Origin of the sequence: Phytoactinopolyspora halotolerans, assembly GCF_010550675.1 — a bacterium.
Classification (GTDB): Bacteria; Actinomycetota; Actinomycetes; order Jiangellales; family Jiangellaceae; genus Phytoactinopolyspora; species Phytoactinopolyspora halotolerans.
In genome coordinates this window covers 62,661-79,898 of record NZ_JAAGOA010000002.1, presented here as the reverse complement: position 1 = coordinate 79,898, position 17,238 = coordinate 62,661, and the positions used below count along the sequence as shown (strand labels likewise).

General features: G+C 67.7%; 15 protein-coding genes and 1 tRNA gene. 6 read left to right on the top strand and 10 right to left on the bottom strand.

What is annotated here, in order from left to right; translation table 11 throughout:
- Positions 1 to 263 precede the first annotated feature (263 nt).
- The 5 genes from G1H10_RS02685 (at position 264) to G1H10_RS02665 (ending at position 4,911) form a co-directional block, all read left to right on the top strand.
- Positions 264 to 1,160 (top strand): PSP1 domain-containing protein, encoded by an 897-nt coding sequence (locus G1H10_RS02685; protein WP_163732329.1) that lies wholly within the window; start codon positions 264 to 266, stop codon positions 1,158 to 1,160.
- On the top strand, positions 1,157 to 2,875 hold the full coding sequence (locus G1H10_RS02680; RefSeq protein WP_163732326.1) for an alpha/beta hydrolase: 1,719 nt from the start codon (positions 1,157 to 1,159) through the stop codon (positions 2,873 to 2,875). Before G1H10_RS02685 ends, G1H10_RS02680 begins: the two co-directional genes overlap by 4 nt.
- A 22-nt stretch (positions 2,876 to 2,897) precedes the next feature.
- The gene (locus G1H10_RS02675; RefSeq protein ID WP_163732323.1) at positions 2,898 to 4,118 is read left to right on the top strand and encodes a L,D-transpeptidase; all 1,221 of its coding nucleotides are present in this window, start codon (positions 2,898 to 2,900) and stop codon (positions 4,116 to 4,118) included.
- A gap of 86 nt (positions 4,119 to 4,204) precedes the next feature.
- Positions 4,205 to 4,280, top strand: a tRNA-Thr gene (locus G1H10_RS02670).
- A 157-nt stretch (positions 4,281 to 4,437) separates the two neighbouring features.
- A complete protein-coding gene (locus G1H10_RS02665) occupies positions 4,438 to 4,911 on the top strand; it encodes a nitroreductase family deazaflavin-dependent oxidoreductase (RefSeq protein WP_163732321.1) in 474 nt (157 codons plus the stop codon).
- A 40-nt stretch (positions 4,912 to 4,951) separates the two neighbouring features.
- Here the strand turns inward: G1H10_RS02665 and G1H10_RS02660 are convergent, their stop codons facing one another.
- On the bottom strand, positions 4,952 to 5,494 hold the full coding sequence (locus G1H10_RS02660; protein WP_163732318.1) for an MOSC domain-containing protein: 543 nt from the start codon (positions 5,492 to 5,494) through the stop codon (positions 4,952 to 4,954).
- Positions 5,495 to 5,711: 217 nt separating this feature from the next.
- Between G1H10_RS02660 and G1H10_RS02655 the strand changes: the two genes are divergently transcribed.
- On the top strand, positions 5,712 to 6,380 hold the full coding sequence (locus G1H10_RS02655) for a hypothetical protein (protein WP_163732316.1): 669 nt from the start codon (positions 5,712 to 5,714) through the stop codon (positions 6,378 to 6,380).
- Positions 6,381 to 6,445: 65 nt separating this feature from the next.
- Here the strand turns inward: G1H10_RS02655 and G1H10_RS02650 are convergent, their stop codons facing one another.
- The 9 genes from G1H10_RS02650 to G1H10_RS02610 form a co-directional block, all read right to left on the bottom strand.
- Positions 6,446 to 7,690, bottom strand: a complete 1,245-nt coding sequence (locus G1H10_RS02650; protein WP_216852832.1) for a sugar ABC transporter permease — start codon at positions 7,688 to 7,690, stop codon at positions 6,446 to 6,448.
- Positions 7,687 to 8,478, bottom strand: a complete 792-nt coding sequence (locus G1H10_RS02645; protein ID WP_163732313.1) for an ATP-binding cassette domain-containing protein — start codon at positions 8,476 to 8,478, stop codon at positions 7,687 to 7,689. Before G1H10_RS02645 ends, G1H10_RS02650 begins: the two co-directional genes overlap by 4 nt.
- 3 nt (positions 8,479 to 8,481) lie before the next feature.
- Entirely contained in the window at positions 8,482 to 9,582 is a 1,101-nt protein-coding gene (locus tag G1H10_RS02640; RefSeq protein ID WP_163732310.1) for a substrate-binding domain-containing protein, read from the bottom strand.
- 118 nt (positions 9,583 to 9,700) lie between these two features.
- The gene (locus G1H10_RS02635) at positions 9,701 to 10,339 is read right to left on the bottom strand and encodes an AAA family ATPase (protein WP_216852831.1); all 639 of its coding nucleotides are present in this window, start codon (positions 10,337 to 10,339) and stop codon (positions 9,701 to 9,703) included.
- Between the two features lie 12 nt (positions 10,340 to 10,351).
- Positions 10,352 to 10,765, bottom strand: coding sequence for a TFIIB-type zinc ribbon-containing protein (locus G1H10_RS02630; RefSeq protein ID WP_163732307.1), 414 nt, complete (start codon positions 10,763 to 10,765; stop codon positions 10,352 to 10,354).
- Between the two features lie 126 nt (positions 10,766 to 10,891).
- Positions 10,892 to 12,016: a 5-methyltetrahydropteroyltriglutamate--homocysteine S-methyltransferase gene (locus tag G1H10_RS02625; RefSeq protein WP_163732304.1), complete on the bottom strand. Its 1,125-nt coding sequence runs from the start codon at positions 12,014 to 12,016 to the stop codon at positions 10,892 to 10,894.
- A gap of 167 nt (positions 12,017 to 12,183) precedes the next feature.
- Positions 12,184 to 15,492, bottom strand: a complete 3,309-nt coding sequence (locus tag G1H10_RS34385; RefSeq protein ID WP_163732301.1) for a UvrD-helicase domain-containing protein — start codon at positions 15,490 to 15,492, stop codon at positions 12,184 to 12,186.
- A 113-nt stretch (positions 15,493 to 15,605) separates the two neighbouring features.
- Complete coding sequence (locus tag G1H10_RS02615) at positions 15,606 to 16,514, bottom strand: transketolase family protein (RefSeq protein WP_163732299.1); 909 nt, start codon at positions 16,512 to 16,514, stop codon at positions 15,606 to 15,608.
- Between the two features lie 2 nt (positions 16,515 to 16,516).
- A complete protein-coding gene (locus tag G1H10_RS02610; protein WP_163732297.1) occupies positions 16,517 to 17,212 on the bottom strand; it encodes a thiamine pyrophosphate-binding protein in 696 nt (231 codons plus the stop codon).
- Positions 17,213 to 17,238 lie beyond the last annotated feature (26 nt).

The window sequence follows — 17,238 nt, the reverse complement described above, 5'->3', positions numbered from 1 at the left end:
ATTCAGACTCTGTTTCGTGTCTAAGACGGTTCTACCCCCGTATGTGGTTCCCATCACTTCGGGTCATGGACGGGATCGTCATGCGACATTGGCCGAGACAACGCCGTTCGTCACAGTCATCCCCCAGTGTGCGCCGCCGGCGGGCCCATGCCCTAGTTCGGGCTCTCCCGGTACGTACCGGTCCACGAGCACGGGTGACGCGGGGCCCGAGTAGACGCCCGCGTGGTGTCCGCCACAACAGGTCGTAAGGTGGACGTGTGGGCATGGTGATGGCAGTGGCCTTCACCCGGTACGGGAAGCTCTACTACCTGGACCCGGGCGGGCACTCTCCGAGAGTCGGTGACAAGGTACTCGTGCCCACTGACGACGGCCCTGAGGTGGCCGAGTGCATCTGGGCCCCGCAGTGGGTGACCGAGGACGTCGAGGGACTACCGGTCTGCGAGGGCATCGCGACCGAGGAGCATCTGGAGCGGGACGAACGTAACCGGCAGCGCCGGGCCGAGGCCCGCGTCGTCGCCCGTCGGCTGATCCGCGACCACGGCCTACCCATGAAGGTGGTGGGGGTCGACTTCGTCGACACCCGAGAGGACGTCGATCAGCTCATCACGATCTACTTCAGCGCGCCGCAGCGCGTGGACTTCCGGGAGTTGGTCCGCGACCTGGCCCGCACTTTGCGCGCCAGAATCGACCTGCGGCAGCTCGGACCCCGGGACGAGGCGCGCGTGCAGGGCGGCGTCGGCCCGTGCGGGCGGGAGACGTGCTGCTCGACGTTCCTGAAGGACTTCGAGCCCGTCAGCATCAGGATGGCGAAGGACCAGGACCTCCCGCTGAACCCGCTGAAGATCTCCGGCGCCTGTGGGCGGCTCATGTGCTGCCTGAAGTACGAGCACCCGCTTTATCAGGACTTCAAGGTCAGCGTTCCCTCTCTCGGCTGCGGCGTCGAGACGGACGAGGGGGTCGAGGGCACGGTCGTCGGCTACAACGTCCCGTCCGAAACGGTGTATGTGCGGGACCGCGAGACCGGCCGCAAGGTAGCGTGCCCGAAAGCAAGCGTCTGCGGATCGCGCCAGGCGTATGAGTCGGCGGTGGCGTCCGGCATGCGGGCGACTCCGGACGACGGCAGTGACGACCCTTCTCTTGGCGATCAGGAGTACGAATGAGCCGGCGGCCGCACGCGTCGCGAGCTATCGCTCTCGGAATGATGGCGGCGGTCGCCGTCGCCGGCTGTTCGTCCACGGACGACCCAGACGCCCCGCCACGACAGGACATGCCGCCGGAATCGACGCCCGCCCCGGACGCGACCGAGGGCATCGACCCGGAACTGGAGAAGTACTACACCCAGACACTGGAGTGGGAAGACTGCGGCGACGAGTTCCAATGCTCGACCCTGACGGTTCCGTTGAACTACGCGGAGCCCGACGCGGGGGATATCGAGCTGTCCTTGTTGCGCGTCCCGGCGTCCTCTGATGAACCGAGCGGATCGCTGGTGGTGAACCCGGGTGGACCCGGCGCATCGGGCGTCGACTATGCCCGCAACGCGCACGTGGTCGCCTCTGAGCAGGTCTTGGAACAGTACGACATCGTCGGCTTCGATCCGCGGGGCGTCGGCGGCTCGACCCCGATCGAATGCTTGGACGACTCGTCGCTGGACGAGTTCCTCAGCGACCCGCCCGGCGACGACGACGGATCCGATGACGCCGATTCCGGCGACGACGGTGGCGAGGACACCGGCGCGCAAGACGATGCGGACGGCAGCGACGACACCGGCGCGGACGACACCGGCGGCGAGGACAGCGGCGGCGAGGATGCGGGTACAGACGACGGCGACGCGGACGACACCGACGACACGGCAGCGGCGATCGCCGAGCAGGCCGAGGAGTTCGCGCAGGCATGCGAGTCCAGGTCCGGCGAGCTCCTGGAGCACATCGGCACCGCCGACGTCTCGCGCGATCTGGACGTACTGCGTTCCGCGCTCGGAGACGAGGCGCTGAACTACCTCGGTAAGTCCTACGGCACGTTGATCGGCGCGGTCTACGCCGATCTCTTCCCGGAGCGGGCCGGGCGGCTGGTGCTGGACGGCGCGATCGATCCGACCCTGGAGGCCGCGGAGGTTGCGCTGGGGCAGGCGCGCGGCTTCGAGCGGGCGCTCGACGCGTACCTGGACTGGTGCCTGGACAACGACTGCCCACTGGGGGACACCGAGGAAGACGCCCGCGCCTCGTTGGCGTCGCTGATGGCGCAGACGGAAGAGGAACCGCTCCCCACCGGTCAGGAGAGCCGGCCGCTCACCGCGTCGCTCGCGTTCTATGGAATCATCCTGCCGCTGTACCTCGCACCCGATCAGGGTTATCCCACGTTGTCCGAGGCGCTCGACAAGGCGGTCAACGAAGACGATGGCAGCGTCCTGCTCCAACTGGCCGACCTGTACCTGAACCGCAACGCGGACGGAACGTACAACGGCAACCAGAACGAGGCGATCATCGCGGTCAACTGCCTCGACTACCCCGAGGGGACCACCGTGGAGGAGGCGCAGGCGGCGCTGCCCCAGTTCGAGGAGGCGTCTCCGATCTTCGGCGAGTACCTGGCGTGGAGCGGATTGGCGTGTTCCGAGTGGCCGGCGGAATCCGACTTCGACCTCAGTGACATCGACGGCGCGGGGGCGGACCCGATCCTGGTGGTCGGCACCACCGGCGACCCGGCCACCCCGTACGCCTGGGCCGAGTCCCTGGCCGACCAGCTCGAATCCGGTGTGCTGCTCACGTTCGACGCGTTCGGCCACACCGCTTACATGTCCGGCAGCGACTGTGTCGACGAGGCCGTGGACGACTACCTGCTCAACGGCACCGTGCCGGAGAACGACCGCACGTGTTCGTGATATAGCGGGGATAATGGGGCATATGCATCGAACGCATCGCTCCCGCCGCGGACTCGCCGCCGGCTGTGTCAGCCTTGCTCTCGCGCTGACACTTGCCGCGTGCGGCGGCGATGACTCCGAGCTGCCGACGCATGCCCGCCAGGTGCACGCGCTGACCCAACTGAAGGACCTGGACGATACGGTCGACTTCTCCGAGCCGTTGAGCCTGGAGATCAGTGCGGGGCAGATCGAATCCGTAGAGGTCGTCTCGACGGACGGCGATCGCCTCGAGGGCCAGGTGAACGACGACGGGCGGACCTGGAGCAGCGCGAACCGGCCGGAGCCCGGCGCTGACTACGAGATCACCGTGGCCGCCGCTGACCAGTTCGGGGAATCGCATACGTTCAGTGACCAGGTCAGCGTCGCTGAGGTGCCCGACGGCGAACGGCTCACCCTGGCGATGCTGCCCAGCAACGAGTCGGAGGTGGGCGTCGGGGCACCCATCGTCGTCCAGTTCGACCAGCCGGTCACCGACCGCGAGGCCGTCGAACGCCACATGCACGTCTCCTCCGACCCACAGGTGGTGGGCAGCTGGCACTGGGTCAACGATCAGGAGGCACGGTTCCGCCCGAAGGAGTACTGGCCGGCAGGAACCCAGGTCGCCCTCGATCTCGACCTGAACGGCGTCCAGGCCGGCGAGAACCTGTGGGGAGGACGCTCGTACCACCTGGAGTTCCAGGTCGGTTCGGCACAGATCGCCGAGGTCAACGCGGACACCTACCGGATGGACGTGAAGGTGGACGGCGAGCGCGAGTACCGGTGGAATACCAGCCTCGGAGCGCCGGACTTCGCCACCCGCAACGGCACCTACGTCGTCCTGGAGAAGTTCGAGGAACGGAACATGACGTCGTGCAATGCGAACATCACCTGTGACGAGTCCGACCCGGACTACTACGACGTCGACACCGATTGGGCGGTACGGCTCTCCTACAGCGGCACCTTCGTCCACTCCGCGCCGTGGTCGGAGGAGTCGCAGGGCGAGGACAACGTCTCGCACGGTTGCATCAACCTGAACGACAAGAACGGTGAGACGTTCTTCAACATGGTCCGCTACGGCGACGTCGTCACCGTGAAGAACTCCACCCGCGATGCGAACGACCTGGTGCAGCGCGGTGATCCGGGCATGGTCGACTGGAACCAGTCCTGGAAGGACTACGTCGCCGGTTCCGCGCTCGGCGAGGAGATCACCACCGACGAGCTCTGAGCACGTCAGCGGCGGGTAACCGCCCGATTCGGCATCACGGGCGGATACGTTCTATACTCGTGGACCGTGCCGGTCATGCGGCACAGGCCACCTTAGCTCAGTCGGCAGAGCGATTCACTCGTAATGAATAGGTCGTCGGTTCGATTCCGACAGGTGGCTCCAACTCTGATGATCATGAACGCTTACCGTGCTATGTGAACGGAAAGTGTTCATGATCATCTCTCTGTGAGAGGCCATACCGATCAGGAATCGAGAAGCGCCGGTCACGCGGCCACGGTTAGCGTGACAACGACCGACATCGACCTGACCGGAGGAATCCATGACACGGAAGACGGAAGCCGACAGGCGTGGCAAGCGCGCGCCCGGCACGCCCGGACGGATGTCCCGATGGATGCAGCACAAGGCGAACGCCCGCACGCTCCGCAAAATCCGACGCGGACGTGGCAGCTTCATGGGCATGGACCTGCTCATCCTGCACACGGTCGGCCGCCGGAGCGGACAGCCGAGGGAGACCCCCGTCGCGTGGTTCGCCGACGGCGAGGACTCCTGGCTGATCATCGCATCCGGCGGCGGAAGCCGGAACCCGGACTGGCACGGCAATCTGATGGCACACCCCGACCAGGCGGCGATCGAATTGCCGGGTCGCGAGCCGAAGCCGGTGATACCGCAGCTACTCGACGGCGCCGACCGGGAGCAGGCATGGGGCCGCATCACGGCCGCCCAGCCCCGCTTCGAGAAGTATCAGCGCAAGAGCGACCGAGTGTATCCGCTGATCCGGCTCACTCCGCGATGACCGGATCGCCACTGCGCTGAAGGACCGTCGCCGCAGCGGTTCACACCGGCTGTAACGGCCGATACGGCTGCTGCGGCAGGACCACCTCGATCGCGTCTCCCGGCCGGATCACGCCGCCGATGTGCACGATACTCATGACACCTGCTTTGCGTATGATCATGCCGTGCTCGCTCCGGTGAACGACGCGCCTGAGCAGGCCTTCCTGGTAATCGTCGATCTGTGTGCACGGATTGCGCAGGCCCGTGACCTCGACGACGGCCTGGTCACCGAGGTGTAGCAACGTCCCCGTCGGCAGATCGAGCAGATCGATGCCGGAGGTCGTGACGTTCTCGCCGAGCTCGCCCGGGAGCACCCGGTGTCCCACCGCGGCGAGCTCGGCGAAGAGTTCGCTGTGGATCAGGTGAACTTGACGCAGATTCGGCTGACTCGGATCCCGTGCAACCCGGGACCGGTGCTTGACCGTCCGGCCCATGTGCGCGTCGCCCTCGACGCCCAGGCCGGCCAGAAGCGTCAGGCTATCCCGGCCCATCTTGCTGAAACCGTGGCTACCGCTGCTGCTCACAGCCGTGATCGAACTGCCCATGCCGGCTCCGCAACTCTCGACTCACACGCGCTCCTGCAGTCTACGGCCGAGCAGCCCGGTGTCCGAGGTGACTACCCGCAGCCACAGTCCGGCGTGGCGAGCGAGGCAGGCCTTGACGAGAAAGCTAGTTCGATTAGCTTTATGGCTAACACGACAAGGTACATATGTCTTGTCCCGCCCCCGATGCCTTCCGCCACGGAAAGAAGGAGCGCCCCACATGTCGTCGCTTGCCACTGTTCGCACCCCTGCTCACATCCGGCTGGGAAGCCTCGCGCTGGGCGGGGCGGGCGTGATGTTCGTCCTATACCCGACCGTGCGGCCCTGGGACGACGAGGACGTCGTCGGCGGCGCGGTAGCCGCCATGAGTTCCTCCGCCTGGGTCGCGTCGCATCTGTTCGCAATGGTCGGCTTCATCCTGGTGCCGCTAGGCCTGCTCGCCGTGCGCCGGCGCGTCACGGACACACGGGCCGAGGCGCTGGCGGCGACCGCCGCTGTCACCACCTGGGTCGGCGCCGGGCTCACCCTCCCGTACTACGGAGCGGAAGACTTCGCGCTGAATGCCATCGCCGAGGAAGCCGCTGCGGGACGTGCAGTCGAGCTCCTGGACCTCGTGGATGCCATCCGCATGGACACGGCCGCGGTCACCACCTTCGCCCTGGGGTTGCTCACCCTCGGCGTCGGCGCGGTTCTGGCCGCCATCGCCATCTACCGCTCCGGTGTACTTGCCCGCTACAGCGGAGTCCCGTTCGCCACCGGCTTCGCGCTGTTCATACCGCAGTTCTACGCTCCCGCGCCGGTACGGATCGCCCATGGGGTGCTGGTCGCGGCTGGGCTGTTCTGGGTGGCGGTGGAGATGCTGCGGCCGCGCCGCGCAGCGGCGTCGTGACTCCGCACGCCGAGCGTCGCGTCGAGTCGGCGCGCACGGTGGCGCAAGTCGCCGGTCACTGCCGGTCAGCCTTTCACGCCGATGTCGCCGCGGCCGCGCTGGCTGAGCGCGTCGCCGGTGACGGCCACCAGCAGAATGGCTCCGGAGATCGCCAGCTTGGTGCCGGTTCCGGCCTGCATCAGATCCAATCCGTTGGACAGACTCCCCATGACGAGCGCACCTAGCAGGGCGCCCCACGGGCTGCCACGACCGCCGAAGATGGTCGCGCCACCGATCACCGCCGCCGCGATCGCTTCGAGCAGCAGTGGGCCGCCCGCGAAGGCGGTATACGAGACGGAGGCGAACCGGGACGCCCCGATCACACCGGCGACGGCACACAGCAACGAACTCAGCGTGAACGCCGCGATGCGGACCTTGGCCACGTCGATACCCGCGCGGCGTGCCGCCTCCGCATTGCCGCCGATCGCGTACAAGTACCGGCCGAACCGCATCCATCGCGTCACGTAACCGAAGATCGCCACCAAGGCGACGAGCAGCGCCGAGGCCAGCGGTATGCCGCGATAGTCGTTGAGCACGTTGACCACCACGGCCAGCATCGCCACGACGAGTGCAACCCGGATGAGCAACCCGCGCAGCCCGGGCGCCGATAGACCGGAGGCGAGTCGCTTGGCCCGTCGGCGCACCTGGACCAGCGCGTAGATCCCCGCGATCGCGGCGGCCAGCAGCCAGCCGACCGGTTCAGAGAGGTAGGTGGTGGTCAGATCGCGGATCAGGTCCTCGTTGACGTTCACCGATCCGCCGCGGCCCAGTATCAGCAGCATCACACCCTGCAGGCCCAGCAGTCCCGCAAGTGTCACCACGAACGACGGCACACCCACCACGGCGACGAAGAACCCCTGGAAGGCTCCGACCGCCGCTCCGATCGCGAGAGCGAGCAGGATCGCCGGTACGGGGTCCCAGCCCTGCCTGGTCACCAGCACGCCGGTGACCGCCGCACACACCCCGGAGGTCACCGCGACGGACAGGTCGATCTCACCGATCAGCAGCACGAACGTCACACCGAGCGCGATGGTCCCGATCACGGCGATCTGCAGGAACAGGAACGAGAGGTTCCGCGGGCTGAGGAAGATCGAGTCGAGCGAGTAGAAGACGATCCAGATGACCGCGAGTGTGATCGCCACCGGGACGATGGACAGATCGCCATGGCGGAGCCGCGCGACAGCGTCGCGCCAGCCGCCACCGGCCGTGCTCACCGCCGCACCTCCGCGGCCCTCCCGGGTGTGGTCCTCCGATTTCCGTGCGAGCGTCACTGATCCACCTCGCGCTCCGTCTTGGCACCGGTGATCGCGCCGACCACACGGTCCGGATCCGCGGTCGCCGCGTCAAAGGTCGCCACCCGCCGTCCGAGTCGCAACACGATGATGCGGTCAGCGACGTCGAACACATCCGCGAGGTTGTGACTGATCACCACGACGCCGATGCCATGCTCACGCAGCCGTCGTACCAGGGCCAGGACCTCCTGCGTCTGCGCGACGCCCAGAGCGGCGGTCGGTTCGTCCAGCAGCACGACGCGCGCATCCCACATCACCGCCCGGGCCACCGCCACGGACTGCCGCTGCCCGCCCGACATCGCCGCCACCGGCAGGCGGACATTGCTGATGGTCGTCACACGGAGTGAGCGGAGCACCTCCCACGCGCGCTCCTCCATGGCGATCTCGTCCATGCCCCGCACCGCGTTCAGCCGCTCCCGGCCCAGGAAGAGGTTGGCGACCACGTCGAGGTTGTCGCACAGGGCGAGATCCTGGTACACGGTCTCGATACCCAGCTCGACCGCGTCCCGCGGACCCTTGATGGTGACCTCACGCTCGTCGAAGACGATCCGGCCGAGATCCGGCCCGTGGATACCGGCAACCGTCTTGACCAGTGTGGACTTGCCGGCACCGTTATCCCCGACCAGGGCGACCACCTCGCCGGGGTGGACCTCGAAGTCGACGTCCTCGAGCGCCTGCACGGCGCCGAACGCCTTCGAGATGCCCTCGAGCCGGAGCAGCGCCGATCCGGTGCTCTCGGCAGCCGGGTCGGCCGTGGCTTCGCTCATCCGCTATCCGCCCGCGCAGATCTCGACGTCGGTGCTGACACCCGAGCAGATGGCGTCCAGTTCGTGGATCCCGGCGTCGACCGCCAGCATCACGCTCTCTTCGTCGTCGATCACCTCGACCTCGAGGAGTCGGCTCGGCACGTCCTGCATGCCGTTGTCGACCGCGTCGGGCACCAGCTCATCAGAGGGTTCCTGGTCCGCCAGCAGCGCCGCGGCGATCTGCGCGGCGACGTCGGCCTGCTGGGTGAAGTCCTTGAACACGCTCATGCCCTGCCGGCCGTTGAGAATGAGTTGGAGGCCCTGCTCGGTGGCGTCCTGGCCGGTGACCGGGACCTCGCCGGCCAGTCCTTGGGCTTCGAGCGCGGTGACGATCGTGGCCGCCATGCCGTCGTTCGCCGAGAGCACACCTTGAACGTCGTTGTCGAGCTGGGTGAGGGCAGCCTCCATCGACTCCTGGGCGGCGGACGGGTCCCAGCCGGGGGTCCAGTTCTCATACCCGATGGTGCGGGTCCCGTTGTCCACCGCCTCCTGCAGCACCGGCATGTAGCCTTCCGCGAACCACTGCGCGTTGTCGTCATCCTCGGAGCCATGGATCACGACCAGCTGGTCGCCGTCCGCGGTGTTCTCCATCAGCCACTCGCCCTGCGCACGCCCTACCTGTTCGCCGTCGAAGGTGACGTAATAGTCGAGCGGGGCGTCCTCGATGAGCCGGTCGTAGGCGATCACCGGAACGTCGGCGGCCTCGGCATCCTCCACGATGACGGAGGCCGCCGTCTTGTCGACAGCAGCGATCACCAGCACCTCGGCACCCTGCGTGATCGCCTGCTCCGCCTGCTGCTGTTGCTCAGCCGCGTCGTTCAAAGCGTTGAAGACCTGCACGTCGACGTCGGGTGCGTGCTCGGCCATGCCGGCTTCGAACCCCTCCCGGTCCGGACCTTCCCACCGCGGGGTCACATTCTCCGGTAAGAGAAGGGCCACCGTACCGGTAGCTTCCGACACATCCTCCGAACTACCCTGACCGCCGTCGCCGCCATCGTCGTCGCCACACGCCGCCGTAATCAACCCCACTACGGCGAGCACAGCGACTATCTCGAGTCGTCTCATGGTCGGCTCCTTTGCACGGACGCAGGTGCGAACTCGCCCCACACACTACCGCCGGCACCGCGCCACGGAACAGAGTTTGATCAAAGAATTGCCGGGGGCATTTCCGGAAGTTTCGACGCTACGACCGGGTCGGGCAGCCCTCCAGGGCAAGAATCCACCGCCGCACGGCCCCGGCAGTCTCGATGGCAGGCACGTCCGTGGTGTCCACCAGTGTCAGCGGCGGCTGCATCTCCTGCGCGTTCCGGTCGATCCAGGCCGCGTATTCAAGCATCTCGGAGATGCGCGGCTCGTCCCATTGCCGCCATGCCGGACGCGCGGCCAAACGCTCCCGCAGCACCATGGGTTCGCAGGTCAGCGCAAGATAGTGGATGTCCGAGAAGAGCGCCCGCTCCGGCAACGGCTCGAACTCCGGCGGCACCACGGTGCCGCACAGCACCACCGGCCGGCCACTCTGATGGATCATCGCCGCCATACGCAGCCACGCCGCCCGGAAGAGACGGTGATCGGCAGAGTCGTCCTGCAGACCCGCCTGCCAGAGCACATCTTGCTCCAGAACGACGAACCGGTCGGCAAGCGATGCGGTCAACAATCCGGCCACGGTGGACTTCCCGGTACCGCTCGGACCGGTGACGCAGTACAGCGGCAACCGCCGGAACGGCCACCGGTGTCCGCATTCCACGCAGCGCACCATCGGCCCCGGTATGACCGGGACCGCGTCGGCGCGTTCCCCGCAGCGCTCGCAAACCAACAGGTTCACGGCCGCCGCAGATCAGTCGAAGAGCTGCTCGAAGAAGCTCTTGCGCCGCCGGCCGCCGTACGGCCGCGGCGAATCCTTGTATCGTCCGAACCCGCCGCCGAACGGCCCCGGGCTGTCCGGCCGTCCCCGGTAGGGCGCCGGCGAGTCAGGGCCACCGCGGTAGGGCGCCGGCGAGTCAGGGCGACCGCGGTAGGGCGCCGGCGAGTCCGGCCGATAGCCGCGCCGGTCCGGCACCGGCCCGGTGGCGACCGGAGGCGCGCCGTACTCCAGCGGCGGGGGCGATCCATTGTGACGCTGCTCAGCGTCGACGATCTGTTCCAACTCCCCGTAATCGAGGAAGATGCCACGACAGTTCTGGCACTGCTCGACATGGACGCCCAGGCGGTCGAACGTGCGCATGGTCCCATCGCACTTCGGACAGGTCACGTTGTCATCCTCTCCACCGGCTCCGGATGCCGCCGGTGCTGTCCATTCAACGTGACAACGTTCGGGAGGGGTTCCCCGCCCCCGTGTTCGCGGACTGCGGCACGCGCCACCGCCCGAGCGCCCGGCTCAGCCCCAGATCTCGGCGGCCGTCTCCACCAGCAAGCTCAGCTTGGCGACCTGCTCGTCATAGCTGAGGTTGTTGCCCTCGACCGTCGACGAGAAGCCACACTGCGGCGAGATACAGATCTGCTCGATCGGCACGTACCGGCTCGCCTCCTCGACCCGGCGTTTGAGCTCATCCTTCGTCTCCAGGTCACCGCGTTTGGTGGTGACGAGCCCGAGCACCACCTTCTTGCCCGGCGGCACGAACCGCAGCGGCTCGAACGTCCCGGAGCGCTCGTCGTCGTACTCCAGGAAGAACCCGTCGACAGCGAGCTGGCCGAACAGCGCCTCGGCGACGAAGTCATATCCGCCTTCGGCCGCCCACGACGACTGGAAGTTGCCCCGGCACATGTGCGTCGTCACCGTCAGTTCGGCCGGTTTGTCCTCCAGCACCCGGTTGAGCTGCCGGATGTAGTGTTCATGCAGGTGTTCACCGTCACCACCCCAGGTGGCGACACGCTCCCGCTGGCGGGGATCGTTGAGGTAGGCCAGGCTGACATCGTCCAGCTGCAGGTACTCGCACCCCAGGTCCGCCATCATCCGCAGCTGCTTGGCATAGGCAGCGGTCAGGTCCATCCAGAACATCTCCTCGTCCGGATAGACCTGCGGGTCGATCGCGGCCGGCCCACCGCGGTAGTGCACCATGCTCGGCGACGGAATGGTGAGCTTCGGGGTCAGGCCGGTTCCCGCGGCCGCCGACTGCAGAAACCGGAACGGCTCGCCGAAGATCGGGCGCTCCAGCCCGATCTTGCCGTCGATGGCCATCGCGGCGCTGGTGAACTCCACCACGCCGTCCTGGTTGTGCATCGGCACCTTGATCTCGCCATCGGCGCGATGCACGCCGTCGAGCTCGTAGATGAAGTCCATGTGCCAGGACGTGCGCCGGAACTCGCCGTCGGTCGCGGTGTTCAGCCCCACGTCGCGTTGCATCGCGACGACGTCCCGGATCGCCTCGTCCTCGATCCCGCGGAGCGTGGCGGCGTCGATCTCCCCGGCCGCGTGCTGTCGCCGTGCGTTCAGCAACCGCTCCGGCCGGAGCAAGCTGCCGACGTGATCCGCTCGGTACGGTGGACGTCCAAGGTCCGTCATCCTGGCCTCCCGGGTGTGATCATGAATTGATGGATGCCCACGCTAGAGGCCCAGCTCCGGCAGTCTCTACGGCCGTTTCCGGTCACCGGAAGCCGCATTGACGAATACGGCCATGCGCAGGGACAATGTGCGGCGCACGGGTGCCGGAATCACCCCGATGCCGGGGGTCACATGAGGGTCAACTGGTCCACTCGACGCCGACGACGCACGCCCTCGCCGTCCAGCCGGTCATAGACCGATCCGTCCAGCGAACTCAGGAACGGCGAGCCGGAACCCGTCCGGGACTGACCACGCCACGTCCGCTCCGCGGCGTGCGTCAGATAGAGCATCCGTTGCGCTCGGGTCATGCCGACGAAGAACAGCCGGCGTTCCTCGGCCAGATCCTCATCGCCTAGGTCCTCTCCCGGCCATCGGAAGGGCAACAGGCCCTCCTCGCAACCCACGATGAACACCACCGGGAACTCCAGTCCTTTGGCGGCGTGCAGGGTCAACAGGGAGACCCGGTCCGCGCGGGGGTCGAGGGCATCGACCTCGGCCCCGAGCAGCAGCTCCTGGCGGAAGCGCTCGAGGTCTGACCCGCACTCGGCGGCGAGCGATCTCAACAGATCGATCGCCGAATAGAGCTCCGCGGATCGCTCCGATCGTTCCAGCGTGGATGTGCGCGCCAGCACCGTCTCCGCGGCCCGGCGCAGGGCCGCCGGCACGTCCGGCGCGGCGGTCGCCGGCGAAGCGAACGTCAGCTCGGTCAGGAGATCGCGAACCCCGGGCCGCTCGACCAGCCGATCATGCGAATGTCGCTGGTACGGGTAACCCGCCCGGGCGAACGCGTCCATCAGGGCTTCTGCCTGGGCAGCCGTCCGGTACAGCACGGCGACGTCGGCGAACCCGATCCCGCCGTCGCCATCGCCGTCCGCGCGGCCGCTGTCCCGCGAGTGGAACGACGAGCCGCCGAGCAGCCCGTCGATGGTCCGGGTCACGAACGCCGCCTCGGCGTGCTCGTTCGGCGCCTCGTGCACACCGATCTTCCGCGGCTCAGGATGGTCGCCTACCGGCATCAAAACCCGATCAGGAACCAGCGTGGACGGGCGGACGGCCTGCATGGCTCCGGTCAGGATGTGCGGATCCGAGCGGTAGTTGCGGGTCAGCTGGATCGTCTCCGCGGATGGGAAGTCCTGCTGGAAACGGAGGAAGAACCCGACGTCCGCGCCACGGAACCGGTAGATCGCCTGGTCCGGATCGCCGATCGCGGTCACGTTGCCGCCGGCCGGTGCCAACAGCCGGAGCAGCCGGTATTGCATGGCATCGATGTCCTGGTACTCGTCCACCGAGATCCACCGGTAACGCTCACGGAACTCGACCACCAGATCCGGGTCCGCCTCCAGCAGTTCCACCGGCAGGCCCACCAGATCGTCGAAGTCCACCAGGTCCAGCTCACGCAGCCGGGCAAGGTAGCCGTCGAGCGCCTTGACCGTCTCCGGATCCATCGGTTGCGGGCTGCGGCGCACCCGCGACAGCTCGGGCAGTATCCGGCGCGCGCTCTGTTCGTCCCCGAGAACCTCGGTCAGCACCTCGAGCCGGCGTGCGTCGTCGGCGACCTGGAAGTCAGCGGTGAGGCCGGCGTCGCGATGCCGTTCACGGAGTACGCGCAGGCCGAACGCGTGGAACGTGGTGACGGTCAGCTCCCGCGCCCGATCCGGAATCAGGGTATGCAGGCGATCGATCATCTCGCCGGCCGCCTTGCGCGTGAACGTGATGGCCAGGCACTGTTCCGGCGCCACCCCGTGTTCGGTCACCAGATGTGCGATGCGGTGCGTGAGCGTCCGTGTCTTGCCCGTGCCAGGCCCGGCGACGATCAACAGCGGGCCGCTGCGCAGGGCCGCCGCGGCCCGCTGATCCGGGTCGAGCCCGATCAGCATCTCCGGGATCGGGACGGCGACGTCGAGGATCTCCACCCCGTCCTCGTCCACCGGCGGTGGTCGGTCGACGGCAGGCGTCTCGTCCAGGCCGGGCAGCTGCTCATTGAGGGCAGGCGTCTCATCCTGGACGAGCGCCTGCCCAGCCCTGGGCGGTACGTCAACCGGACGATCGGGCTCCGGCGACGCCGCACCGTTCGAGCCACGGGTGGTGTCCTTCGGGGTCCGCGACGCCTCGGTGTCCTTCGGGGTCTTCGTGGCTTGCGGGACCAGCCCGTCGTCGAAGAGTGCCAGCGCCTGCCAGTTCCGCACGCCATCCAGCTCATCCGGCGTGAACAGGCGGATGGTGCCGTACTCACCGTCGTATCCGGCCTCCCGGATGACGGCGCCTTCGCGCAGCCGCCGTACCGCCTCGGCCAGTTGCGGCGAGGAGTCGGACAGCTCGTCGACCGGCACGTCGTCCAGGATCGCCAGTTCGGGTCCGTGCACCGCCACCAGCGAGGCGATCTCGTTCTGCACCTTCTTGCTCTTCGGCCCCACGCCGAGGATCTCGCCCATGATGTGCGGCAGTTGGATCAGGCTGCGGAACCCGGGCGCCCTCGCGGGCCGATATCCTTCCGGCCGATCCGCCAGGTCTTCCACCCTGCTCAGCACACCGACCGTCAACGGTTTGCCGCACTCCGGGCAGCGGCCGTCCAGCTCGCGGGTCCGAGCGGGCTCCAGCCGAACCTCACACTTGCGATGACCGTCCAGGTGGTACTTCCCCTCCTCGGGGAAGAACTCGACGGAGCCGAGGTAGCCGTCTCCGGTCTCCAAGGACCGTTTGATCGCGTAGTAATCCACGTCGGTGTCGAACCTGCTCGCCTCCCGGCCGAGCATCGGCGGCGAATGCGCGTCGGAATGGCTCACCAGGCGGTAGCGGTCCAGCGCCGATACGCGCCACATCATCGCCGGATCGGCCGAGAGACCCGTCTCCAGTGCGAATATGTGGTCCGCCAGATCCAGGTAGCAGTCGTCGACGGCGTCGAACCCGGCCTTCGATCCGAGCACGGAGAACCACGGGGTCCACACGTGCGCCGGCACCAGGTACGAGCCCTCGCCGGATTCCAGCGCGATCTCCAGCAGGTCTCGCGAGTCCAACCCCAGGATCGGCCGTCCGTCCGAGCCCAGATTGCCGATCGCGCCGAGCCGCCGGTTGAACTCCGCGGCCGCTTCGAAGTCCGGAAGGTAGACGAGATGATGGACCTTGCGGGTGCGATCGGCACGCTTGTAGATGGTCGAGATCTCCACCGACAGCATGAAGCTGACATCGGCGACGCACCCGGGAGGCAGGTCGCGGTCGATGCCCCGTTCGATCTCGGGTCGGAGCCGGAAGAGGCCCGGCTCGGCGGCGATGAGATTCTCCTCCAGGTGCGCGAACCAGGCCGGGTGGGTCACGTCGCCGGTGCCGACCACCCTGATCCCCTTGCGCTTGGCCCACCAGGTCAAATGCTGAAGATCACAGTCCTTGCTGCATGCTCGGGAGTACTTGGAATGGATGTGCAGGTCGGCGTAGAAGCGCACTCACCGATCATGCCATGCGTCCCATGGCAGGCCGGGCATGGTGCGGCGAGTGCCGGTTTGAGTGCGGCTCCTGCGGGATTCTGGCGTACGTTCAGCGCACCATGCGCGCCAACTCAGCGCACCATGCGCACCAAGGACGGGGATGCGGTGGCGAACCCGGCGATACTCGACCGCAACCCGGCGACGTCGAGCCCGTACGCCGCGTCGTGGTCTTCGATCCGGCCGTAGATCCGGGCGGTGTGCGGCGAGACACCGAGCGCCAAGACCCGGTGCGGAACGTCGGCGAGCGCCTGCGCCACCCGCGCGACCGACGTCCCCGCCAGATACGGCTCGACCAGCACGACGGCAGGTTCGGCCAGCACGACGCGCAAGGTCTCCGCATCGAACGGCCGGACTGTCGGCGCGTACAGCACGGTGACATCGAGGCCGGCGGTCGCGGCTAGCACGCGGTCCAGCATCGGGCCGACGGCCAGCACAGTGGGTCCGGTGCCGGTGCGCAGGACGCTGAACCTCCCGTCGGAGCGGGCGTGCGGCGCGTCGTTGACCTGCTCGGAGAGCCGTACGTAGACGCGATCGTCCGTCGTGGCGGCGGCACGGAGGAAGAGCTCGACCTCGTCCGGGTGGCCCGGCACGTAGACGGTCCAGCCTTCGAGGGTGTCCAGCAGCGCGACGTCGCCCGGGCCGTGGTGGGTGTACCCACCGCCGGGCCAGTCGTACGAGGCGCCGATGCTGACCAGCACAGCTCCCAGGTTCTGGTGGCTCAGGTCCAGCTTCAGCTGCTCGAATGGCCGCTCGACGAGGAACGGCGCGTACGAATGCACGATCGGGCGCAGCCCGGCCAGCGACATGCCGGCCGCCGTACCGATCAACGCCTGCTCACGAATGCCGACGTTGATGACGCGGTGCGGCCGCCGGCGCGCGGTGCCTACGAACCGGTCGGCCGAGATGTCGGCGAGCACGATGGCGATTCGCGGGTCGGCGTCGATCAGCTGTGCGGTCACGCAGGCGAATCGGTCACGCATCGTCACTCCTTGGGTTCGACGGTCGCGATGACCGCGGTCGGGCGATCCGGATGGTGTGCGGCCAGCGCACGGATCAGTTCCTCGTGGTCGCGGCCGTCCACGGCCTCGGCGGCCCAGCCCTCCCGCGCGAACCGCGCGGCGAGTCCGCCCGGCCAGCCGAGCGACGACGAGCTGTTGTCGACGACAACGACGGTGAGCTGGTCGAGGGCGCGTGCACCCGCGACCACGATCGCTTCGTGGTTGCTGCCCTCGTCCAATTCGGCGTCGCCGACCAGGACGAAGGTGCGTGCCGGACTCCGCTGAGCCCGTAGGCCGAGCGCCAGCCCGACGCCGATCGGCAAGCCGTGGCCGAGCGAGCCGCTGGCCACCTCGACTCCGGGGATCAGCGTGCGGTCCGGATGGTGCCCGAGGGGTGAACCGGTCCGGGCGAAGCCGTCGAGCCACGCGGCCGGAAAGAACCCGTGCGCGGCGAGAACCGCGTAGTACGCCATCGGCCCATGTCCCTTGGAGAGCAGGAAGCGGTCGCGCTCCGGATCGTCGGGCAGATGCGGGCTGACCCGGAGCACATGGTGGTAGAGCACCCAGAGCACATCGAGCGTCGACGTCGCGCTCGACGTGTGCTTATCGTCTCCGGTCATGCGCGACATGAGCGCCGGGAGGTCGTCGTAGGTGAACGTCGATACGGTTGTCGCGGTCATGTGCATGACCATGCAACCTGAACCAG